19 protein-coding genes are annotated in these 21,597 nt (G+C 68.7%); 10 read left to right on the plus strand and 9 right to left on the minus strand.

What is annotated here, in order from left to right; translation table 11 throughout:
• Positions 1 to 433: 433 nt before the first annotated feature.
• The gene (gene ppsA / locus CXY81_RS01905; protein WP_104193791.1) at positions 434 to 2,824 is read left to right on the plus strand and encodes a phosphoenolpyruvate synthase; all 2,391 of its coding nucleotides are present in this window, start codon (positions 434 to 436) and stop codon (positions 2,822 to 2,824) included.
• A gap of 54 nt (positions 2,825 to 2,878) precedes the next feature.
• On the opposite strand, the gene CXY81_RS01910 is transcribed toward ppsA, so the two are convergent.
• The 5 genes from CXY81_RS01910 to CXY81_RS01935 form a co-directional block, all read right to left on the minus strand.
• Positions 2,879 to 3,265, minus strand: coding sequence for a hypothetical protein (locus CXY81_RS01910; RefSeq protein WP_104193792.1), 387 nt, complete (start codon positions 3,263 to 3,265; stop codon positions 2,879 to 2,881).
• Positions 3,266 to 3,672: 407 nt separating this feature from the next.
• A complete protein-coding gene (locus tag CXY81_RS01915; protein ID WP_233193925.1) occupies positions 3,673 to 4,959 on the minus strand; it encodes a maleylacetate reductase in 1,287 nt (428 codons plus the stop codon).
• Positions 4,960 to 4,966: 7 nt separating this feature from the next.
• Positions 4,967 to 5,671, minus strand: coding sequence for an alpha/beta hydrolase (locus tag CXY81_RS01920; protein WP_104193793.1), 705 nt, complete (start codon positions 5,669 to 5,671; stop codon positions 4,967 to 4,969).
• Between the two features lie 8 nt (positions 5,672 to 5,679).
• The gene (locus CXY81_RS01925) at positions 5,680 to 6,654 is read right to left on the minus strand and encodes a ring-cleaving dioxygenase (RefSeq protein ID WP_104099468.1); all 975 of its coding nucleotides are present in this window, start codon (positions 6,652 to 6,654) and stop codon (positions 5,680 to 5,682) included.
• Between the two features lie 474 nt (positions 6,655 to 7,128).
• Complete coding sequence (locus CXY81_RS01935; protein WP_104193795.1) at positions 7,129 to 8,175, minus strand: sigma-70 family RNA polymerase sigma factor; 1,047 nt, start codon at positions 8,173 to 8,175, stop codon at positions 7,129 to 7,131.
• A gap of 185 nt (positions 8,176 to 8,360) precedes the next feature.
• On the opposite strand from CXY81_RS01935, the gene CXY81_RS01940 reads away from it, so the two are divergent.
• Positions 8,361 to 9,224, plus strand: coding sequence for a hypothetical protein (locus tag CXY81_RS01940; RefSeq protein WP_104193796.1), 864 nt, complete (start codon positions 8,361 to 8,363; stop codon positions 9,222 to 9,224).
• A 62-nt stretch (positions 9,225 to 9,286) separates the two neighbouring features.
• On the opposite strand, the gene CXY81_RS01945 is transcribed toward CXY81_RS01940, so the two are convergent.
• The gene (locus tag CXY81_RS01945) at positions 9,287 to 9,571 is read right to left on the minus strand and encodes a glutaredoxin family protein (protein ID WP_104193797.1); all 285 of its coding nucleotides are present in this window, start codon (positions 9,569 to 9,571) and stop codon (positions 9,287 to 9,289) included.
• A 362-nt stretch (positions 9,572 to 9,933) separates the two neighbouring features.
• Between CXY81_RS01945 and CXY81_RS01950 the strand changes: the two genes are divergently transcribed.
• On the plus strand, positions 9,934 to 11,466 hold the full coding sequence (locus tag CXY81_RS01950; RefSeq protein WP_104193798.1) for a GGDEF domain-containing protein: 1,533 nt from the start codon (positions 9,934 to 9,936) through the stop codon (positions 11,464 to 11,466).
• 349 nt (positions 11,467 to 11,815) lie between these two features.
• Complete coding sequence (locus CXY81_RS16550; RefSeq protein WP_199182909.1) at positions 11,816 to 13,432, plus strand: ADP-ribosylglycohydrolase family protein; 1,617 nt, start codon at positions 11,816 to 11,818, stop codon at positions 13,430 to 13,432.
• A gap of 28 nt (positions 13,433 to 13,460) precedes the next feature.
• On the opposite strand, the gene CXY81_RS01965 is transcribed toward CXY81_RS16550, so the two are convergent.
• On the minus strand, positions 13,461 to 15,170 hold the full coding sequence (locus CXY81_RS01965) for a BCCT family transporter (RefSeq protein WP_104193799.1): 1,710 nt from the start codon (positions 15,168 to 15,170) through the stop codon (positions 13,461 to 13,463).
• A 137-nt stretch (positions 15,171 to 15,307) separates the two neighbouring features.
• Between CXY81_RS01965 and CXY81_RS01970 the strand changes: the two genes are divergently transcribed.
• On the plus strand, positions 15,308 to 15,958 hold the full coding sequence (locus CXY81_RS01970) for a cob(I)yrinic acid a,c-diamide adenosyltransferase (RefSeq protein ID WP_104171487.1): 651 nt from the start codon (positions 15,308 to 15,310) through the stop codon (positions 15,956 to 15,958).
• 188 nt (positions 15,959 to 16,146) lie between these two features.
• Here the strand turns inward: CXY81_RS01970 and CXY81_RS01975 are convergent, their stop codons facing one another.
• Both CXY81_RS01975 and CXY81_RS01980 read right to left on the minus strand, forming a co-directional pair.
• Entirely contained in the window at positions 16,147 to 16,647 is a 501-nt protein-coding gene (locus CXY81_RS01975) for a PTS glucose transporter subunit IIA (RefSeq protein WP_104171486.1), read from the minus strand.
• On the minus strand, positions 16,644 to 16,916 hold the full coding sequence (locus CXY81_RS01980) for a glucose PTS transporter subunit EIIB (RefSeq protein ID WP_255408595.1): 273 nt from the start codon (positions 16,914 to 16,916) through the stop codon (positions 16,644 to 16,646). Before CXY81_RS01980 ends, CXY81_RS01975 begins: the two co-directional genes overlap by 4 nt.
• Before the next feature lie 171 nt (positions 16,917 to 17,087).
• Here CXY81_RS01980 and CXY81_RS17280 point away from each other — a divergent pair, with 171 nt between their 5' ends.
• From CXY81_RS17280 to CXY81_RS02005, 5 genes are all read left to right on the plus strand, one after another.
• Positions 17,088 to 17,837, plus strand: a complete 750-nt coding sequence (locus CXY81_RS17280; RefSeq protein ID WP_104193819.1) for a GntR family transcriptional regulator — start codon at positions 17,088 to 17,090, stop codon at positions 17,835 to 17,837.
• A 57-nt stretch (positions 17,838 to 17,894) separates the two neighbouring features.
• Complete coding sequence (locus tag CXY81_RS01990; RefSeq protein WP_104171484.1) at positions 17,895 to 19,139, plus strand: PTS transporter subunit EIIC; 1,245 nt, start codon at positions 17,895 to 17,897, stop codon at positions 19,137 to 19,139.
• Positions 19,140 to 19,170: 31 nt separating this feature from the next.
• Positions 19,171 to 19,956, plus strand: coding sequence for a glucosamine-6-phosphate deaminase (locus CXY81_RS01995; RefSeq protein WP_104171483.1), 786 nt, complete (start codon positions 19,171 to 19,173; stop codon positions 19,954 to 19,956).
• 66 nt (positions 19,957 to 20,022) lie between these two features.
• Positions 20,023 to 21,177, plus strand: coding sequence for an N-acetylglucosamine-6-phosphate deacetylase (gene nagA / locus CXY81_RS02000; RefSeq protein ID WP_233193926.1), 1,155 nt, complete (start codon positions 20,023 to 20,025; stop codon positions 21,175 to 21,177).
• Positions 21,178 to 21,319: 142 nt separating this feature from the next.
• Entirely contained in the window at positions 21,320 to 21,583 is a 264-nt protein-coding gene (locus CXY81_RS02005; RefSeq protein WP_104193800.1) for a hypothetical protein, read from the plus strand.
• Positions 21,584 to 21,597 lie beyond the last annotated feature (14 nt).

Consider the following 21,597-nt stretch of genomic DNA (forward strand, 5'->3'; position numbering starts at 1 on the left):
GGTGGTGTGGTGCGGCAGTGGTGCGGCGGTGGTGTGGTGCGGCGGTGGTGTGGTGCGGCGGTGGTGTGGTGCGGCTCTGGCCATCCGCTGCCGAGTTCGACACCTTCGGTCGAGTGCGACAGGTCTGCGGGCCGAACTCGACCGGAACTGTCGTTCTCCGCGAGCCCGCAGGCCTGCGCAGCCTGGCAAGCACGGATGCTCGACGTCGAACCAATTCGACGGAGATTCTGGCGAAAAAGCGGCTTTCCGGTGTGTTTGGGATGGATTTTGGCACAATCTCCGTCGAATTCGTTCGGGGCGCGGTTCAACGAGCCGGAGACACTTTCGGGGGGAGTAGGTTGCCACCACGTGGCACAATCCGCGGCCACGCGGCCGCAGGGCCGTAGGGCCGTAGATCACCGGGTCGCAGAACTCACTGAGGGGTGGAAGAACAATGCTCGAGAGCAGTGTGGTGTGGTTCAACGAGATCGGACTGGGTGACATTCCGCAGGTCGGCGGCAAGAACGCGTCGCTGGGCGAGATGGTGCGTGCCCTCAGCGATGATGGCGTGAAGGTGCCCGACGGATTCGCGACGACCGCGAACGCCTATCGCGCGTTCATCGCGGCGAACGGGATCGAGCCGGCACTGCGGCGCCAGCTCGACCTGTTCCACGACGGCCGCGCCTCGCTGCGCGTCACGGGCGAGGCCCTGCGCGAACTGTTCCTGGGGGGTGAGTTTCCCGCGGTCATTGCCGACGGCATCCGTGCCTCGTATCGGGAACTGTCGGAGAAGGCCGGGCACCCGAACCTGCCCGTGGCCGTGCGCAGCAGCGCCACCGCCGAAGACCTGCCCGACGCCAGCTTCGCCGGCCAGCAGGAGACGTTCCTCAACGTGACGGGCGAGCGCGATCTGCTCGACGCCTGCCGCCGCTGCTACGCCTCGCTCTTCACCGACCGGGCGATCAGTTACCGCGAGGTCAAGAAATTCGACCACCTCGAGGTGGCGCTCTCGATCGGCGTGCAACGGATGATCCAAGCCGACGTCGGCGGCTCCGGGGTGATGTTCTCCATCGACACCGACACCGGCTTTCCGGGCGTGGCCGTGATCAGCGCCGCCTGGGGGCTCGGCGAAACGGTGGTGCAGGGCACGGTCAATCCCGACAAATACCTGGTGTTCAAGGCGCTGCTCGACCAGCCCGACTGCACGCCCATCATTGAGAAAACTCTCGGCGAGAAGGCCCGCAAGATGGTCTACGCCAAGGGCGGCAGCGCCCGCACCCGCACCATCGACACCCCCGATCGCGAGCGACAGGCGTTCGTGCTGACCGACGCGGAGATCGTGAAGCTGGGCCGTTGGGCCGTGATCGTGGAGAACCACTACGGCCGGCCGATGGACATGGAATGGGCCAAAGACGGCCTGACCCGCGAACTGTTTCTGGTGCAGGCGCGCCCGGAGACCGTGCACTCGCAGGCGAGCGGCACCCGGTTCACGGTGAGCACCCGGACCGAGACGGGACCGCTGCTGGTGACCGGGGTCGCGATCGGCGACAGCATCGCGAGCGGCGTGGCCTGCGTGATCAAGGACCCCGCCGACATCGAGAAGTTCGTCGACGGCGCCATCCTGGTCACCGAGATGACCGATCCGGACTGGGTGCCGATCATGACCCGCGCGGCCGGCATCGTCACCGACCACGGCGGTCCCACCAGCCACGCCGCGATCGTCAGCCGCGAGCTGGGCGTGCCGGCCGTCGTCGGCACCGGGATCGCAACCGACACGCTCACGGATGGCCAGATGATCACGATCTCCTGCGCCGAGGGCGACGAGGGCTACGTTTTCGAGGGCAAGCTGGCTTTCGAAACCGAGGAGATCGACCTTGGCACCGTGCCGAAAACCCGCACCAAGGTCATGGTCAATATCGCCAGCCCGGCCGCCGCCTTCGAGTGGTGGCGGTTGCCGGCCGACGGCGTGGGGCTGGCCCGGATGGAATTCATCATCAACAATCTGATCAAGATCCACCCGATGGCGCTCGTGCACCCGGAGCGGGTCACCGACCGGGCCGCCATCCGTCAGATCGAGGAGCTCACCCGGGGATATATGGACCCGAAGGAATACTTCGTGCAAACGCTCGCACTCGGTATCGCGAAGCTGACCGCGCCGTATCATCCTGACCCCGTGATCGTGCGGATGAGCGACTTCAAGACCAACGAATATGCGCACCTGATCGGCGGGTCGGTCTTCGAGCACTCGGAGGAGAACCCGATGCTCGGCTTCCGTGGCGCCTCCCGCTACTATGACGAGCGCTACCGGGAGGGCTTCGCCCTCGAGTGCCGGGCGATCAAGCAGGTGCGGGAGAAGATCGGCTTCGACAACGTGATCGTGATGGTGCCGTTCTGCCGCACCGTGACCGAGGCCGACCGTGTGCTCGCGGTGATGGCGGAGAACGGGCTGGTGCGCGGCGAGTCCGGGCTACAGATCTACATGATGTGTGAGATTCCGGCCAATGTGATCCTGGCGGAGCGTTTCGCCACCCGGTTCGACGGCTTCTCGATCGGCTCCAACGACCTTACCCAGCTGGTGCTGGGCGTCGACCGCGACGCCGAGGACCTCGCCGCCCTCTTCGACGAACGCGATGACGCCGTGAAACAGATGATCCGCGAGGCCATTCAAAAGGCCCACGCCGCCGGGATCAAGATCGGCATTTGCGGGCAGGCGCCGAGCAACTACCCCGACTTCGCGGCCTTTCTGGTGGAGGAGGGCATCGACTCCATCTCGCTCAACCCGGACAGCTTCCTCAAAACGGTGGGCCGAATCGCGCAGGCGGAGCGGGACCACGACACGGCGTAGGAGGGACACGCCGTACAAGGGACACGCCGTCTTCGTGTGACGTGTTCGGTGTGGTTAGCGCTCGGCCTCGTCGAAGTCGTCGAGCACGGCCTGCTCGTATGCGGCCTCGGCGGCTTCCGCCTTCTCACGGGCGTCGGCGACGCGCACGCTGATCTCGTGCTCGGATGTGCGCAATCGTTCGGCCGCCCGCGGGCTGGCCGTGTCGAGCAGGTCCTCGAGGGTGTCGGGGTCGAGGTGCACGGCAGTCAGCGCGTCGACTTCGGACCGGGCGACGGCGGCCTTGCTCCGGAGGATGCGCAGCCTCGATTCCTGCGCGAACTTCCGCGAGAGGCGGTCGGTGGCCTCCGCGGGGGTCCGTTCGACGGGAACCATGCTCTGCTCGGACCCGTTCTGCTTGGTGTTGTACCGCTCGGCCCCGTCGCCGCTTTCCGTGTAGCTCATCGTGTCTCCCTTTTTCCGCTGGCAGCCTAGCGCGGCAGGTGTCTGCGGCAAATGGAACCGGCGGGCGGGGCCTGCGGGGTGCGTGTTGGCGTCGGCGGGGCCACTCCCTCGTGACACTCGACCGCTCGTGTCGGTTTCGGCGGTGTAGGCCCGCTGCTGCGCTGAGAGTCGCCGTTGCTGCCCAGCGTCGCCGGTAGAGCGGCGTCATTGGGCAGAAACGGCGACACTGGGCGGTTCGCGGACGAGACGGCCCGCCGATTGATCGGAACGCGGCCCGAGGAGACGGCCCGCCGATTGATCGGAACGCGGCCCGAGGAGACGGCCCGAGGAGACGGCCCGAGGAGACGGCCCGCCGAGACGGCCTGAGCAGACCGCCGGGCCGCCCGCCCGCGCCGCCCACCCAGCGGCTAGCGCCCGCCCGGGGCGGCGCCGGACCAGGCATTCCGCAGCAGCAGAGTCAGGTCGTCGGGGGTGACCGCGCGCGGGTTCGACGCGGGAACGGCCGGCAGGATCAGTGCCACGGCCCGGGCGATGTCCGACTCCTGAAACCCGAAGTCCCGCAGCGCAGTCGGTGCGTGCAGGCTGTCCCGCAGGGCGAGTAACCCTTCGACGGCGGTGCGCGAGCCCAGGGCGGCGGCTATCCGCGCCTCGGCCTCGGTGGCGGCGGGCGCGTTGAGGGCGACCACATGCGGCAGCACGATCGCGTGCGTCTGCGCGTGCGGCAGCCCGAAAGCCCCGCCCAGCACGTGACAGATCGTGTGATGCAGGCCCGAACCGGTGCTGGAGAACGCGCTCGCCGACAGATACGCGCCATAGAGGGCATCCTTCCGGGCGGCCAGGGCTCCGTGGATGCCGCCGCCCCCCAGAACCGGATCGCTCCCCGATGTGTCCGAGCCGGCCGCCTCCGCGGTGTGCGGGCCGGCCCCGGGAGCCACGGCGATTCGCGGCAGGGCGTGGGCCAGCATCCGGATTCCCTCAGTGGCGAGCAGCGCGCTGACCGGGTTCGCGCCCGGGGCCCAGAGGGCGTCGACGCCGTGGGCGAGGGCGTTCAGCGCGCTGGACACGCTCAGCTCGCGGGGGAGGGACAGCGTGAGGTCGGCGTCGTAGATCACGGTTCCGGGCAGGACCCTCGGATCGAACCCGGTGGTCTTCACCCCGTTTTCGACCAGCCCCCAGACCGCGGTGGCCTCCGAACCGGAATAGGTGGTGGGCACCGCCACGATCGGCAGTCCGCCGGTCCGCTCGCTGCGCAACGCGAGAATCTTGGCCAGCCCGATCGCCGACCCGCCGCCGAGGGCAACGACCACGTCGACGCGAGCCGCCTGGGCCGCCCGATGGGCGCGCTCGGCCGACTCCGCCGGAACGTGCTGCACGACCTCATCGAACACCAGCACCGAACGGATGCCGGCGAGCACCGCCGCGGACCGCTCCAGTTCCCGCCGGGTCGCGATCACCATCACGCGCGGGGCGCCGGGGGTGCCGCTGGCGCCCAAGGTGCCCGCCGTAGCGATCACGCTCGCCGTGCTGGTGCCGGTGCCACCGGCCTGCACCGTGCCGCCGGCCTGCACCGTGGCCGGCTGCTCGCCGAGCACCTCGCCGAGCACCTCGCCGGCCCGCCCGGTGCCGAAGAGCACGCGCTGTCGCTGCGTTCGATACTCGAAATCGAGGCCCGGCCCGACGGGCTGCTCCCTCACGGCACGCCTACGCGCGGGTCTGCATGGGGCGGGCCAGCCAGGCTCGGGCGGCGGCGACATCCGTGGCGGCGATGCCGTGACCGCCGTCGCGCAGCTCGCGGTCGACCTGGGCGCCGCGCCCGATGAGGGTGGCGACGGCCAGGTCGGCGCTCGCGAGCGGGGCCATCAAGTCGGAGCGTCCGTTGAGAATCAGCACCGTCGTGTCGGCGAGGTCCGTGGCGAGCGCGCGATCGTCGAGCGGGAACATGCCGGAGAACGCGACGACCCGGTCGAGAACGTCGGGGTGCAGCAGGGCCGTGGCCAGGGCGATGTTGGCCCCGTTGGAGAAGCCCACGGCGATAATGCGGCGCCCGCCGAGGTCGTAGTGCTGCCGGGCCCGGGCGATGAAACCGGCCAGTTCGCCGGCCCGCAGCACCACGTCCTCGACATCGAACACGCCCTCGGAGAGGCGGCGGAACCAGCGCAGCATGCCGCCCTCGGTGACGCGACCGCGCGGGGCGAGCACGGTCGCGCCGGGGTCGAGCGCGTCGGCAAGGGTGAGGATCTCCCGCTCATCGCCGCCGGTGCCGTGCAGCATCAACAGCACGGGGGCGGAGACATCCGTGGGGTCTGAGCCGGGCGGGCCCGAGTCGCCGGATGCCGTCGGCGAACCCGCCCGGAAAACGTGCACCCAGTCGAGATCGGTCTGTGGGGAGTCGCGTTGCTCGGTCATCGACGGTCCTACTTCTCCGCGACGAGGGCCGGGTTGTTCTCGCTCGGCAGGGTGATCGGAACGACGGCGCGCTCGATCTGGTCCCGGCTGGGCTCGAGCCACGGCGGCAGCTTGAGCGAGCGGCCCAGTTCCAGCAGTGGCTCGTCGATGTCGAAGCCGGGGGTGTCCGTCGCGATCTCGAACAAGACGCCGCCGGGCTCGCGAAAATAGATCGACGTGAAGTACTGCCGGTCGAGGATCGCCGTCACGCCGTAGCCGCGCGCGACGAGTTCCTGGCGCCACTGCTCCTGCGTGGTCTTGTCCGGCACCCGGAACGCGATGTGGTGCACGCTGCCGCCGGCGGTCAGGCCGACCTGTCCGTTCGGGTCGGCGAGGATGTCCACGATGTTGCCGGGGGCTCCGTCGCCGGCACCCACCCGGATGCGGTCGGTTGTCTCCTCGATCACGTGCATGCCGAGGTCGCGGGTGAGCACCTCGACGGTGCCGGTCGGGTCGGCGACGGTGAGCACCGAGGAATGCTGGCCGCGCACCGCGTACTCGGCGGGCACGGATGCCGAGTCCCACGGATTGCGCGGATCAACCGTCGACGAGGCCACGAGGTCCAGCTGCAGGCCGTCGGGGTCACGCAGGGAGAGGCGTTCCTCGTCGGCGGAGCGGCGCACGAATTCGGATTCGACGCCGAGTTGCCTGAAGTGGCCGGCCCACCAGCCGAGGCTGCCGGCCGGCACCGAGAACGCGGTGGACGTGGACTGGCCCGAGCCGGGGCGCCCGCTGGAGATGCCCGTCCAGGGGAAGAAGGTGAGCAGCGAACCCGGGCGGCCCGCGTCATCCCCGTAATAGAGGTGGTAGGTGCCGGGGTCGTCGAAGTTGACCGTTTTCTTCACGAGCCGCAGGCCGAGGCCGGTCACGTAGAAGTCGATGTTGCGCTGCGGTGCACCGGCAATCGCGGTGACGTGGTGCAGTCCGGAGGTGTGCGGAGTCACGGGGTCCCTTTCTGGCGGGAAGCTGGTCGGTGTGCTGTTGGCGTCGGGTCTGGCATGCGCGTTCTGAGCTGCGCAGTCCGGCGTGATGCCGACTTCTATGCAAACACATGTTTCTGTGGATTCATTCCCAGGCTCGTGCAGCTCCCGCGCGAGGGCGAATGCGCCGCTCGGGCCGCCTCGGGCCGGGCCGACGGGACTACTCTCCCGGGCCGACATCCCAGGAACGCTCCGGCAAGTCCTCGAGCCAGTTCCCGACCGAATCGTCGTTCACCAGGGAGATGCTGCTCTCTGCGGGACACGCCAGCCCCGGCGGCACCGAGCACGACGCCTCGGAGATCAAATCCCGGCCTTCGGCGTCCTTCGGCGGTTGTGCACCCGCGTTCCCAAACATCGAACCCCCTCAGTCGGCTTTTCCAGTGCGGTCGCCGGGGTCCGGGGCAACAGTTTGAAGGTACGCTCGCGGAGGATTCGCCGTCAAGCACTTCGAGAAACGGATGCTGCCGCGAACCTGCCGTCGCCCCGTTCCGCAGTCTCCGCGCTGGCGCTGACCCGCGCCCCGGGAACCCGTCCAGAGGCTAACGGAGGCCGCAGCCGGGCCAGGGCCTGAAGCTCGATCTGCCGCACCCGGTCGTAGGACACACCGAAGTGCGCTCCGATCTCCCGCCGGGGCTTCGGGATGTCGCCGCCGAGGCCGTACCGCATGCTCAGGACGCTGGCTTCGCGGTCGGGCAGGAGGGAGAGGTGGCAGGCCAGGCGCTCCAGCAGGAGGGTGCGGCCGGCGGCGTCGCACGGGTCGAGCGCCGCGACATCCGAAATGGTGTCGCCGAAGGGCACGTTCTCGAGGCCGCTGCCGAGGTCGGCCCAGACCGGGGCGTCGATCGACCGCGGCTGGCCGGTGCGGTTCCGCAGCGTCAGGATCTGTTGCGTGGTGAGCCCGCTGGCCTGGCCGAGTTCCGCGATGGTGCCGTCGCGGCCGAACCGCTGCCGCAGCCGGTGCTGCACCTGGTTGAGGGCGGTGAGCGCCTCGACCTGGTAGGCCGGGAGACGGATGGTTCGGGCCTGGTCGGCCAGCGCGCGTTGAATGCTCTGGCGGATCCACCAGGTGGCATAGGTCGAGAACTTGAAACCGCGGGTGTGGTCGAAACGTGGGGCCGCCCGGATCAGGCCGAGATTGCCTTCCTGGATCAGGTCGAGGAGGTCGAGCCCGCGGCCGGTAAAGTGCCGGGCCACGGACACCACCAGCCGGAGATTCGCGCAGATCAGGTGATTCATGGCCCGCCCGCCGTCGGCCGCGAGCCAGCGGAGCTCCTCCCCGAGGTCGGCGGCCCCCTCGCCGGAAGCACCCGGCCGCAGCCGTGAGAGTCTCTCCGCTGCGAGCAGCCCGACCTCGATGCGCTGGGCGAGCTCGATCTCATCCGTCTTGGTCAGGAGCGGCACACGGCCGATCTCGTGCAGGTAGGCGCCCACGGAATCGGCGGAGAAGCGGTGACGGGAACGGGAACGGCTCTCGGCGATGGTCATGCCGGTACCGTAGACGCGGGCCGGGGTCGGGACCTCGGGTCCGACGCAGCGTGTGCAGAATCACCGCACGGGTCCGGCTGTGCAGGAACCCCGTGCGCCGACCGACCTCGAACGGGGAGTTTCGCTCGGGGCCCGGATCGACGATGATGAGCGGGCAGAGCCGTATCGAGTGGAGGGACGCGACTATGAGTGATGCAGAGTCAAACGATTCCGGCGAGAACTTTCTGCCCGGCCGCGACGGCGACAGTGGCGGCGACAGCGGTGGCGACAGCGGCGACAGCGGCGACAGCGGCGGCGTTAGCGGCGGCGTCAGCGAGAGCGAGGTCGACGGCTACGAGGTCTACAACCCGCCGGCGGACCGCTTCCTCACCGCCCAGATGTGGTGGATAGCGAGCGAACTGGTGCGGCGGCATCCGCATCTCCGCATCTCCGGGGTGGAGGTCGACGAGGCCGACCGCCTCCTGATCGTGCATGACGAGCAGGACGGCATGAGCGTGCAGTGGGACCTCGAGGGCGGCTGCAAATTCCTGGTCAACGGGGTCGTGCAAAAAATCAGCTGGATCCAGATGCTGGCTGCGCTCAACCCGCACACGATCGTCAAGCGTATCGAGGTGGCGACCGGACTCGGCATCCCGAAGACCACACCGGCCACGTCCGCCCGGGCGCTGACCTACCGGGTGATCGCCAGCGCGCTGGCCACCGCGACCAACGACCGGTACGAGTGGTACGCGGTTCCGGCGCCCATGCTGCACGACGAAGATCCGGAGAACCCCGGATGCGAGTTCTTCCGCGACTTCCCCTCCACCGTTCGGGCGCGGGCCGAGTATGTCGCGATGACCCTCGATGAGTTCGAGGCGGGCGGTCGCAGCGTGTACTTCTTCCAGCCGTTTTGGGCGCTGCTGCGCGACCTCGAGCCGATCGCGATCTTCGACTCTGCCGGGGTGGTACACACGACCTCGGGCGCCACGGCACTGATGCCCCTGTATGAGCGGCTCGACCGCAAGCTCGCGCTCGTGACCGCGCACGTGCTCGCCGACTACTTCCCCTGAACCGGGCGCAGGCACTCGGGCAGGCGAGCCGGCCCCCGCCGCGGAGAGGGCAAGCGAGCCGGTTAGCGGATGCTGCCGAGCTGGGTCAGCTTCGCATGCAGAGTCGAATCGCTGGGCTCCACCAGATGGGTGCCGTCCGGGAACAGGATCACCGGGATCTGGGTGCGGCCGCTGATCGCGTGGGCACGGTCGGCGCCGTCCCCCACGAGCAGGAGGTCGACGTAGTCGTAGTCGACGTTCCGCGCGTCGAGCAGTTTCTTCGACCGGCGGCAGTCGCCGCACCACTCCGCCCCGAACATGGTCAGGCGCTGGGCGTCGGAAGCAGGGGGAGCGGCGAGGTCGGTCATAATCTCATCCTAGGTCGGCACCCTGAGTGCCCCGCGGGTCGGCGTGCGTGCGCCTCGTTTTGGGGCAGAGGGCCATCGTCGATGCCCTCGAGAACCGGTTTTTTGAGGCAGGCCGACTGCTAGGTTCAGTCTGAGCACGAACAGTTGGGGGACTGAACATGCATTCAGACCAGGATGCCGCACACGACTCAGGGGGACAACCGGCCATCGACCTGCCACGACCAGCAGCGCCTCACGCAGCGCCGGCGCCAGAATCAGCGCCAGAACCGGCGCCAGAATCCTCGATCGACGACCTCCTCGCCGACTGCGAGCGATCGAGCGCGAGTGGGAGCCATCTCGACGGTGTCGGGCAGGCCGAGGCGGTGCTGGCCCGGGCCGGGGCGACGCTGCTGCAGCAGGCGCGGGCCCGTGAACTGCTGGCGCTGCATCGGCTGCGACTGGGCGACTATGAGGCATCCGTTCAGCAGGGACTGTTGGCGCTGGAGTTCCTGGACGGCACCGGCGATCTGCTGCGGCAGTCCAAGGTGCACTGCACCCTGGTGCTGGCCTACAGCGACACGGGGCTCTACGAACCGGCGCTGCGCCACGTGCTCGCGGCAGTGGAGACGGCCCGCGGCAGTGGCAGCGCCCTGGCCGAATTCTGGGCGCTCAGCCGTTCGTCGATGGTGCACGAGGGCATGGGCGAGTCCGAACGGGCGCTCGAACTGGGGCGGCAGGCGCTGGGCCTCACGCGCACGATCGACGACCCCGAGGCGCGGTTCGTGGGTCTCAACAACCTCGGTGACACCTGCCTGATCCAGGCTCAGCGGCAGAGCGCACAGGGCATGAACGTGGAGATGGGCCTGAAGCAGGCCCTCCTGCTCGTGCGGGAGGCCGTGGCCGTGGCCCACGCCCAACGGCACAACTTCTACGAGAGCATCGCCCGCACCAACCTGGTCAGCATCCTGATCGAACTCGGCGAGCACGAAGAGGCCCGCGAGCAGGCCGGCCGGGCCCGCGCTCTGGCGAAGGCGCACGGGTTCCGCAGTCTCGAGGAGAACAACGACGCGCAGCTGGCCGAGGTGGCCAGGGCCGAGGGTGACCTCGATGGGGCCACCGCGATGATGAACGCCCAGCTGCTGGTCGCCGCCCTCGACGACGATCCGGCTCTGCACATCAAGCTGCAGCAGGCCTTGTTCGAAATGCACAAGGAGTCCGGCCGGTTCGAGCAGGCGCTCGGGCACTTCGAGAAGCTGCACGCCCTGATCCTGAAACGCACGACCGAGACGGCCGGCATCCAGTCCCAGATGCTGATCAACACCCTGGGGATCGAGCAGGCCCGCCACGAGGCGGAGCGGTCGCAGCTCGATGCGGCGCGGCTGCGCATCCGTGCCGACGATCTGGACCACCAGGCGAACACCGACCCGCTGACCCGACTGCCCAATCGCCGGGCGCTCGACCGCCAGCTGCCGCCCCTGATGGGCCGCTCCCGTGACACCCGGCAACCGATCTGCGTGGCCATGATCGACATGGACCACTTCAAGCGGGTCAACGACGAGCACGGGCACGCCACCGGCGACCAGGTGCTGAACGCCATGGCCACCCTGTTGCGCGCCGTCACCCGGGACAGTGATATGGCCGTGCGCGTGGGCGGCGAGGAGTTCTTGCTCGTTTTCGCGGACACCACCCTGGAGTGTGCCGAGCAGGCGTGCGAGCGCCTGCTGGCCTCCGTTCGCGGCTACCACTGGGGTGCCCTGGCGCCCGAGCTGGCCTGCACCGTGAGCGTCGGCCTGGCCGAACTCTCCCCGGACGAGACCGTGGCGGACTGGCTCGCGCGCGCCGACGCGGCCCTCTACCAGGCCAAGGATTCCGGCCGGGACCAGATGGTTACCGCCGTGGTGCTGTCGGCGGCGTAGAACCCGAGGAGCCCCCATCCGGAGCCCCGCATCCGGAGCCCCGTGCCCGGCCTTGAACCAATTCGACGGAGATTTTGCCGAAAAGAGCCGGTTTGAGGCCGAAAACAGGGCTTATGGGCAAAATCTCCGTCGAATTCGTTAGGGGCGGAGGTGCTGCAGGGCCGCGGGCGGGGAAACGAACGACCCCCGATTCACGGCCGGCACTGACCCTCGAATGCGGCGGCGACGGACGCGGCGTTTCGCCCGTAGGCTCGACGCGGGGGTTTGTGCCTCGGGGGGCCCGGAAAACGGGCCTGCCGGAGCCCGACTTCATTGGCTGCACGACCGCACGATTGCACGGGGGAAACGCTTGAAACTAACGTCCGCACAACTGGACCGCGCCGCCGGCGTTCTGCTGGGCATGGCCTGTGGCGACGCCCTCGGCGCCGGCTACGAGTTCGGCCCGCCGCTCGCGGGCGACGCCGTGGTCACGATGAGGGGCGGCGGCGGGTTCGACTGGGCTCCCGGAGAGTGGACCGATGACACCTCCATGGCCGTGCCGATCGTCAACGCGATCGCGGCCGGTCAGGACCTCCGCGACGAGGCCGTGCTCGACGAGATCGTGGCTGCCTGGGTCGAGTGGGCCCGCACGGCACCGGACGTGGGCAACCAGCTGCGCGCGGTGCTCTCCCGAACCGAGCCCACGGCATCCGCGGTGCGCGTCGTCGCCCGCGCCCATCACGACCGGCACGGCCGCAGCGGCGGCAACGGTTCGCTCATGCGCACGGCGCCCGTGGCGCTCGCCTACCTCGACGACCCGGTGGCGCTCGCCGGCGTTGCCCGCACGATCAGCACGCTTACCCATTATGAAACGGATGCCGGCGACGCCTGCGTGCTCTGGTGCCTGGCCATTCGGCACGCGGTGCTCGAGGGCACCCTCGACGTTCGGGTGGGCCTCGACGCCCTGCCCGCCGACCGCCGCGCGCTCTGGGAGGCGCGCTTCATCGTGGCCGAGGCCGGCGTTCCCTCCGACTTCAGCCGGAACGGCTGGGTCGTGGAGGCGCTGCAGGCGGCCTGGTCGGCGATCAGCCAGCCGCGGAGCGCGCCGGGTGGCGCTTCCGGTGCGGAAACCGTCTCCGCCACCCCTGCCGGGCACCTGCAGGACGCCCTCGAGATCGCCGTGCGCGGCGGCCGCGACACCGACACGGTCGCCGCGATCGCCGGTGGGCTGCTCGGGGCGCGCTATGGCGCATCCGCGGTGCCGGCCGCCTGGCGCCGCATCGTGCACGGCTGGCCGGAGGGACTGCGCGCCGACGAACTGGTGCGCCGCGGTGTGCTGGCCGCCCGCGCCGACGGTGGGCGGTCCCGGTGGTCGGGCGTGTCGAGGTCCCCGGGGCTGGCCGAGCGCCGCGACCGGGCCAGCCCCGACCGGAACGAGCCTGGTGCAGCCAAGCGCCGCGACGTGGCCGTGCTCGACCGTCGGTCCCGCAAAGACCGTGCCGCCACCACTTGGCCTACCGCCGATCACCTGCCCTACTCCACCTCCGGCGACATTTCCACCTTCGTGCGGCACCCGCACGACGATGGCGTCTGGCTCGGTGCGATCGGCATCCTGGGTGACCTGCCAGCGGAAATCGACGCCGTCGTGTCGCTCTGCCGGGTCGGCCGCACCCAGGTGCCCGGCCGCATCCGTGCCGAGAACAAGGTTGCGGTCTGGCTGATCGACGAGCCCGCAGAGAAGGCAAACCCCAACCTCGACTTCGTGCTCACGGACACCGTCGATGTCATCGCGGCCCTGCGCGCCGAGGGACGCACCGTGCTCGTGCACTGCGTGCAAGCGGTCAGTCGCACGCCCGCGGTCGGTGCGCTCTACGCTGCGAGACACCGGGGGATCCCGATCGAGCAGGCGCTGCGCGAGGTGACGGATGTCCTGCCGCACGCGCATCCGAACACCGCATTCCTGCAGGCGCTCAAGTCTGAGGCGTGAGCGATCGGCCTGCAAAAACAAGCCGGTCTCAGGGTCGATGGCCATCCGGGTCGAGGGGAGACGCGGCATCCGGCTGCACGCCCAGGTCGATGCTCTCCGCGGTCGCATTCGTGAACGGGACCGCGCTGAGCGCCTCCGAGGAGGTGCGCACCGGCCCGACGGTGCGCTTGCGCAACGGGTCACGACGCAGATCCACATAGAGCGACACGCACAGCCCGATGATGATCAGAACGAACGGGGTCGCCGCCAGGATGGTGAACGTCTGCAGGGCACCCAGCCCGCCCACGAACAGCAGAACCGCAGCGACGGCGCCGGTGAGGATCGCCCAGAGGATCACCAGCGGCTTCCAGGGCTCCTTACGACCGCGACTCGACAGCGTCCCGAGCACGAGAGCGCCCGCATCCGCCCCGCTGACGAAGAACACGGCGGTGAGCACCATCACTACGAGAGCCGAGCCGATGAAGAACGGATACTGCTGCAACGCCGCGAAGAAGCCGGCCGCCGCACTGCCGGTGCCGGCGATGTCGACACCGTTCAGCTGCAGGTTCAACCCCATGCCGCCAAAGACGACGAACCACAGGATGCTGACCCCCGTCGGCACCAGAAGCACGCCGAGAATGAACTCACGTATGGTGCGGCCGCGGGAGATCCGGGCGATGAAGGTGCCTACGAACGGGGTCCAGGAGATCCACCACGCCCAGTAGAAGATCGTCCAGCTCGCCAGCCACTCCTCGCCGCCGAACACCGCCGAGTGGAAGCTCATCGGTACGAGATCGGCCAGATAGACGCCGATCGACGACGGCAACAGGTTCAGGATGAAGACGGTCGGGCCGACCACAAAGACGAACACGACGAGTAGGGCCGACAGCACCATATTGGTGTTGCTCAACCACTTGATGCCTTTCGCCACCCCGCTCGCCGCGGAGAACACGACCCCCACGGTCAGCACGCAGATAATGATGATCGGCACGACCGTTCCGGGTTCCTCCTCGAATTGCCCGGAACGAAGCAGTGAGACACCGGCCGCGATCTGCAGTGCGCCCAGCCCGAGCGACGTCGCCGAACCGAACTGGGTGCAGATGATCGCCAGGATGTCGATCGGCTTGCCCCAGCCCTTGCCCTCGATCCGTTCCTTGCCGAACAGGGCCTGAAACGGAGCGCTCATCAGGTTGCCGCGGCCCATCCGGTAGGTGGAGTAGGCCAGGGCCAAGCCGACCACCGAATAGATCGCCCACGGATGCAGACCCCAGTGGAAGAAGGTGTACGCCATGGCCGCGTTGGCAGCCTCCGGGCTGTTCGCCGCCGCGTCGACGAACGGCGGCGGCGTCGCCAGGTGGGTGACCGGCTCGTACACGCCGAAGAACATCAGCCCGATCCCCATGCCTGCACTGAACATCATGGACACCCAGGAGACCGTCGAGAACTCGGTGCTCTGCCCGTCGCGGGAGAGCGGAATGCTGCCGTACCTCCCGAAGGCCAGCACCAACGAGAAGATGACGAAGCCCGACGCCCCGAGAATGAACAACCAGCCGAGGTTGCCGGTTACCCAGCTGAGAACGGATGCCGAAACGTCACCCACGGCCTCGGTGAACAGCACCCCGACCAGACAGATCACCACGATGATGCCGGCGGAAACGCCGAAAACCGTTTTGTCGATGGTGCCCAGGCCCTCTCGGTGCGGTTCACTGACCGCGTCCCCGAGTTCCGACTCGATGCCATCTGCTGATTCCTTGGACATATCGCTCCTCGGTGATCGAACACCCGTCGATCGGACAGTTCCCGTCACGTCACTGCCGCCAAAGGTGCGAGAAGAAAACTGCTTGCGGCTCGCCTAAACGCTACGCGGATGGCGCGGCGATTACTATAGTGGCCGCTATGGCTGACCTCGGAGAATTCGAACCGGCCCAACCGGCCCTCTACACCGGCAAGGGCGATTCCGGCCGCACCACCTTCGGCCGGCACGGCGACGTGGCCAAGACCGACGTGCGTGTCGCCGCCTACGAAGCCTGCGACGAGGCCAACGCGGCCGTCAGCTTTGCCATGGCTGCCGGTGGCCTGCCCATCGAGGTGACCAGTACGCTCGCCAGCGTGCAGAACGACCTGTACGATTTGGTGGCCGACCTGTCCGTGCCCCTCGACGACCCCGAGCCGGCGCCGGCACGCATCCGCGAGTCGCACCTTGCCCGGCTCGAGCGTGCCGTCGATCACTTTGCGCAGCAGGCCGCCGACCTGAGCGGCTTCGTGCTCCCCGGCGGAACGGTCGCAGCCGCACTGCTCTACCAGGCGCGTGGCGTCGTGCGCCGTGCCGAGCGAGCGGTGTGGGTTGCCATCGACCTGCACCCGACCTCCGTCGACCCGCTCACCGCGCGGTACCTGAACCGGCTGTCGTCCCTGATGTTCGTGCTGGCCCGGGGAGCCAACGCCGAGCACGGCGACGTGATGTGGGTGCCCGAGGCTTCGGCTCGGGCGATGGCGCAGGAAGAGGTCGGCGACGACCGTCCGGAAACGGGTGCCGGCGGCGCCTGACGGTGCTGCTCTCCGAGATCGGCGACGCGGCCTCCCGCGTAACCTCCGACCTGGCCGCAGGCGAGCCGCAAGCGGCAGCACGATGAGCACGAGTACCAGCACCAGCACCAGCACCAGTACCAGCACCAGCACCAGCGCCATGAATCCCCCGGCGGATGCGTCCGCGGTCGACGGTCAGCGGTGGGCGCTCAGCGCGTGACGGTCAGGAAGGTGTCGCCCGACTCGAGCTGGGCGCCGGCCGTGACGGCATCCGCCAGCGTGATGTTCTCCGCCTTCTGTTCGAGGATGATCACGGGCACGATCGGGTTGCGTCCGGTGGCCTCGATGGCCGACACGTCCCAGGTGACGATGATGTCGCCGGCAGAGACGTGGTCGCCCTGCTGTGCGCGCAGGGTGAAGCCCTCGCCGTGCAGTTCGACGGTGTCGATCCCCAAATGCACAAGCACACCCAGACCGTCGGGGGAGACGATCACGTAGGCGTGCGGGAATACCTTGAGCAGCGTGCCGCTGATCGGGGCGATGGCGTCGACCACGCCGCGGGGCGGGTCGATCGCGGCGCCCGGGCCCACGATGGCCTGGGCGAAGGTGGGGTCGGGCACCTCGGCGAGCGCCACAGCGCGGCCGGGCACAGGGGAAAGGACGATCACGGGGGCGACCACGGAGGCGCTCACGGGTGCGGCCGGGCTCATAGCAGATCCTCGATGTCCTCGGCCAGGTTGTCGGCTTCGGGGCCCACGACGACCTGCACAATGGTGCCGGAACGGAAGACACCGTGCGCTCCGGCGGCCTTGAGCGCCGCCTCGTTCACGGCCGCGGGGTCGGTCACCTCGGTGCGCAGGCGAGTGATGCACGCCTCGATTTCGACAATGTTGGTTTTTCCGCCGAGGGCGGCCAGGATCTGCGCGGCTTTGCTAGTCATCTTCTGTTCCTTCTGTGGTGGGCACTGCGACGGGCTCATCGACTGCGATTCGATCGAAGGCCCGGGCCGCACTCGGTGTTGACAAGTGGGGTGCCCTGCCTTCATGATCTAACTATTGGATCGTACCAGTACGGACCACTCAGCGGAAGTGGTACTACACCACTCGGGCTCGACGCCGACCGAACCGATCAACAAGTGAAAGGCAACGCCATGAGCCAGACCCAGGAGGAGAGCTCAATGCTCGCAGCCGGGCCGGTGTCCAAGCAAACGCAGCTGCGCTCGATCCTGCAGGATCTGGTCGAGGAGACCCTGGCTCCACACGCCGCGATTCCGCCCGAGCGCAAGCTGATGGCGAAATACGGCGTCAGCCGGTCGACCGTGCGGGAGGCCATCCGTCAGCTGGTCGAGGACGGTCTGCTCTACCGCATCCAGGGCAAGGGCACCTTCGTGGCGGGCGAGCGCGTGCAGAGCGATCTGCACCTGGCCTCCTTCACCGAGGACATGCGCCGCCGCGGCCTTGTTCCGGCAACACTCCTGCTGGCCACCGCGCTGATCGAGGCACCGCTCGATGTGCGGGCGGCACTCGGTCTGGGCGCGGGCGCCCGGGTGCAGGTCGTCGAACGGCTCCGGCTGGCCGGCGGCACCCCGATGGCCCTCGAACGCGGCTACTATCCGGCGGAGCTGCTGCCGAATCTTGGCGAGCAAGACCTCACCCGCTCCCTGTACGCGACGTTCGCGACCAAATACGGCCTGCGCATCGACAACGCCGAGCAGGCGGTCTGGGCGGATGCCGCCGGTCCCCAACTCGCGGAGACGCTGGGCGTCACCGCGGGGGCGCCGCTCATCGTCTTCCGTCGCACCTCATCGGCGGGGTCAGCCGCCATCGAGTACGTCACGTCCTGGTACCGCGGTGATCGCTACCAGATTCACATGACCCTGAATCTCCGGCACCAGCTCTGATCTCCGACCCGGCATGAGGCCGGGCCCCACACACCACACCCATCACAGGAGGAATTCATGTCCAGCATCACCGAAGACGCCGGGACGCGACGAAAAATACCGGGCCTGGGCCAGGCTCAGCGAGTCGGCCGCAGCCTTATGTTGCCCATCGCGGCGTTGCCTGCCGCCGGGCTGCTTCTCCGCATCGGTCAGCCTGACCTGCTCGGCGCCATTCCGGGCTTCGAAACGGGCGGAGCCGTCATCGCGTCGGCGGGCGGGGCGCTGTTCGGGGCCCTCCCGTTGCTCTTCGCGGTCGGCGTCGCGATCGGCTTCGCGAAGAAGTCCGACGGCTCGACCGCCCTCGCGGCCGTGGTCGGCTATCTCGTCTTCTCCAAGGTCGGTGAGGCGATGTCGCCTCTGGTACTGGGGCTGCCGGCCAAGGGTGACCCCCAGGTGCTCGTCGATTACAGCGTGCTCGGCGGCATCCTGATGGGTATCGTCTCTGCGGTGCTCTGGCAGAAATATCACCGCATCTCCTTGCCCAGCTACCTCGCCTTCTTCGGTGGCCGACGCTTCGTCCCGATCATCACCGCCGTGGTGGCGCTCGCACTCGGTGTTCTACTCAGCTTCGTCTACCCGGCCTTCGCCGGCGGATTGACTGCCTTCGGCGATGTCGTCACCTCCAACGACATCTGGGGCGGCTTCCTGTACGGCACCACCAACCGGCTGCTCATCCCCGTGGGGCTGCACCACATCCTCAACTCCGTGGTGTGGTTTGTGATCGGCGACTACAACGGCGCCAGCGGCGACATCGCGCGGTTCTTCGCCGGCGACCCCACCGCCGGAACCTTCATGACCGGGTTCTTCCCGATCATGATGTTCGCCCTGCCCGCTGGCGCCCTGGCCATCTGGCATGAGGCGAAGCCGTCCCAAAAGAAGATCGTCGGCGGCATCATGCTCTCCGGCGCCCTCACCGCCATGCTCACCGGCGTCACCGAGCCCCTCGAGTTCTCGTTCATGTTCGTGGCGTTCCCCCTCTTCGTCATCCACGCGTTCCTCACCGGAACGTCGATGGCCCTGGTGAACGCACTGGGCATCCGCGACGGTTTCAGCTTCAGCGCGGGTCTGTTCGATTACGTGCTCAACTTCGGCCTCGCCGAGAAACCGCTCCTGCTCATCCCGATCGGGCTGGCATATGGCGCGATCTATTACTTCCTGTTCCGCTTCGTGATCCGCAAGTGGAATCTGAAGACCCCCGGCCGCGGCGACGACGAGGTGCCCGACGCCAGTGCGCCGGACTCCGCCTCCTCGACGTCGGTCTAGTCCACACAATCCAGAATCTGGAGTACGAAAAATGGCTGAAGTAGTTTTTGTTGACAGTAAGGCCGCGGCGGGAACGCTCGCGGCGGCATCCATTCGCGCACTGATCACCCAGAAGCCCGACGCGGTGCTGGGTCTGGCCACCGGCTCGACCCCGCTCTCGGTCTATGCGGCGCTCGCCGCCTCCCTGGCGGAGAACCCGATGGACGTCTCCCGGGTGCGCGGCTTCGCACTGGACGAATACGTCGGCCTGCCCGCCGACCACCCGGAAAGCTACCGCTCCGTGATCACCCGCGACGCCGTCGTGCCGATCGGCCTCACGCCCGGGAACATCCAGGTGCCGAACGGCGACCTGGCCACGATCGAGACCGCGGGCGTCGACTACGAGGCAGCCATTCGCGCCGCCGGCGGCATCGACGTGCAGATTCTCGGCATCGGCCGCACCGGGCACGTCGGGTTCAACGAGCCGGGGTCGTCGTTCGCGTCGATCACGCGCATCAAGACCCTCGCCGAGAAGACCCGCGTCGACAACGCGCGGTTCTTCGCATCCCCCGACGACGTGCCGATCCACTGCATGACGCAGGGTCTGGGCACCATTCTGCGGGCCCGGCACCTCATTCTGCTGGCCTTCGGCGAGGAGAAAGCGGATGCCATCGCCGCCGCCGTCGAGGGACCGATCACGTCGAGCAAGCCGGGATCCGTCATCCAGCTGCACCCGCATGTGACGGTCATCGTCGACGAGGCCGCCGCCTCCCGGCTCGAGAACCTCGCCTACTACAAGTACGCCTGGGCCAATAAGCACGCCTGGCAGGGGATCTGACGCAGCACTCCCTGACTCGACCCTGACCCCCGTTCCTGCAACTCGCTGACTCCTGGAGACACCCTCATGACCCCGCCCGCACCCATCCCGGTCGACTCGATGCTCCTCGCTGCCCGGGCCGTGATCGCACCCGATGCGGTGCACACGCCGGGGTGGGTGGACATCCGTGCGGGGCTGATCGTGGCCTGCGGCGCGGGGGAGCCGCCCCGCCCTCCTGACCACGTCTTCGAGCAGAGCACCCTGGCGCCCGGCTACGTCGACATCCACACGCACGGCGGCGGCGGCAGCAGCTTCAACGACGCCGACACCGACGCAGCCGTGGCGCGGATCACCGCGACCCACCGGGCCCACGGCACGACCACGATGATGGCCAGTCTCGTCACCGGTCCCCTCGACGAAGTCGAGCGCACCGTGGCAGCCCTGGCCGGGCTGGTCGAACGGGGAATGCTGGCCGGCATCCACCTGGAGGGCCCGTGGCTGAGTCCGGCTCACCGCGGGGCCCACGACGAGAGCTTGTTGCGCGAGCCTGATACTGAGACCGTCGACCGGTTGATGCGGGTGGGGCGGGGCACCGTGCGCATGGTCACCATCGCGCCTGAACTGGAGGGAGGGCTAGCGGCCGTGACGCAGATCGCGGGCCACGGGGCCGTGGCCGCGATCGGGCACACCGACGCGAACTACGACCTGACGCGGCAGGCGATCGCGGCGGGGGCCACGGCCGGCACGCACGTATTCAACGCGATGCGGCAGATTCACCAGCGTGAGCCCGGCCCGGCTCTCGCCTTGCTTGAAGACCCGAACGTCTTCGCCGAGCTCATCGCCGACGGCGTGCACCTGCACCCGGCCGTCGTGCGGTTCATCATCGAAAGCCCGTCGCGGCCCGTCTTCGTCACGGATGCCATGGCCGCCGCCGGCGCGGACGAAGGCGCCTACAAGCTCGGCGGCCTCGACGTGAGCGTCGCTGACGGCGTGGCGCGCCTGGCCGACGGCACGATCGCCGGCAGCGTGCTCACCCTGAGCGAAGCCGTGGGCTACGCCGTGCACACCGCCGGAGTGCCGTTGGCCGTCGCGGTGCGGGCGGCCACCCAGAACCCGGCCGACATGATCGGCCTCCCGGACCGCGGTCGGCTCGCCGCCGGCCTCCGCGCCGACCTGATCGTTCTCGACGCGGGCCTATGCGTCACGGCGACGATGCAGGCCGGGGTGTGGTGCGCGGAGTAGCACCCGCTCCCCGCTAGTGCCCCGCCCGCTCCCGCCCGCTCCCTCCCGTCCGCTCCCGTCCGGTCCCGCCCGCCCCCGTCCGCTCCCGCTGCCGTTCCTTCGCCAAGCCCGGAACGAATTCGACGGAGATTCTCATGAAAAAGTGCCTGGGAGGCCCATTTTCGGGCGTTTCAGGCAAAATCTCCGTCGAATTGGTTCGCGCAAGCTGTCCGAGAACCGAGCGGGATTCGAGGGCATCGAGCTCATCGCCGCGTTCGACTGGGACTCCAGCACGGCGGAACGCGACGAGGTGCTCCGCCTGGCCGGACTTCGCTGCCCGGTCTCGGACAACCTGGGCAACGCAACGCCCGTCATCGTGCGGCTCGCTGCCCCGGCCGAGCTGGCGGCAACGTTCGCCCCCGTGTAGCGACGGATGCTGTG

The organism is Cryobacterium sp. M25 (assembly GCF_002929635.1).
GTDB lineage: Bacteria > Actinomycetota > Actinomycetes > Actinomycetales > Microbacteriaceae > Cryobacterium > Cryobacterium sandaracinum.

Bases quoted from the DNA above. Each gene is read 5' to 3' on its own strand.
- CXY81_RS01935 (WP_104193795.1), bottom strand. From the start codon at position 8,175: ATGACCATCGCCGAGAGCCGTTCCCGTTCCCGTCACCGCTTCTCCGCC.
- CXY81_RS17280 (WP_104193819.1), top strand. From the start codon at position 17,088: ATGAGCCAGACCCAGGAGGAGAGCTCAATGCTCGCAGCCGGGCCGGTG.
- CXY81_RS01990 (WP_104171484.1), top strand. From the start codon at position 17,895: ATGTCCAGCATCACCGAAGACGCCGGGACGCGACGAAAAATACCGGGC.
- CXY81_RS01940 (WP_104193796.1), top strand. From the start codon at position 8,361: ATGAGTGATGCAGAGTCAAACGATTCCGGCGAGAACTTTCTGCCCGGC.
- CXY81_RS01975 (WP_104171486.1), bottom strand. From the start codon at position 16,647: ATGAGCCCGGCCGCACCCGTGAGCGCCTCCGTGGTCGCCCCCGTGATC.
- CXY81_RS01980 (WP_255408595.1), bottom strand. From the start codon at position 16,916: ATGAGCCCGTCGCAGTGCCCACCACAGAAGGAACAGAAGATGACTAGC.
- CXY81_RS01965 (WP_104193799.1), bottom strand. From the start codon at position 15,170: ATGTCCAAGGAATCAGCAGATGGCATCGAGTCGGAACTCGGGGACGCG.
- CXY81_RS01945 (WP_104193797.1), bottom strand. From the start codon at position 9,571: ATGACCGACCTCGCCGCTCCCCCTGCTTCCGACGCCCAGCGCCTGACC.
- nagA (WP_233193926.1), top strand. From the start codon at position 20,023: ATGACCCCGCCCGCACCCATCCCGGTCGACTCGATGCTCCTCGCTGCC.
- CXY81_RS01910 (WP_104193792.1), bottom strand. From the start codon at position 3,265: ATGAGCTACACGGAAAGCGGCGACGGGGCCGAGCGGTACAACACCAAG.
- CXY81_RS01995 (WP_104171483.1), top strand. From the start codon at position 19,171: ATGGCTGAAGTAGTTTTTGTTGACAGTAAGGCCGCGGCGGGAACGCTC.
- ppsA (WP_104193791.1), top strand. From the start codon at position 434: ATGCTCGAGAGCAGTGTGGTGTGGTTCAACGAGATCGGACTGGGTGAC.
- CXY81_RS01920 (WP_104193793.1), bottom strand. From the start codon at position 5,671: ATGACCGAGCAACGCGACTCCCCACAGACCGATCTCGACTGGGTGCAC.
- CXY81_RS01970 (WP_104171487.1), top strand. From the start codon at position 15,308: ATGGCTGACCTCGGAGAATTCGAACCGGCCCAACCGGCCCTCTACACC.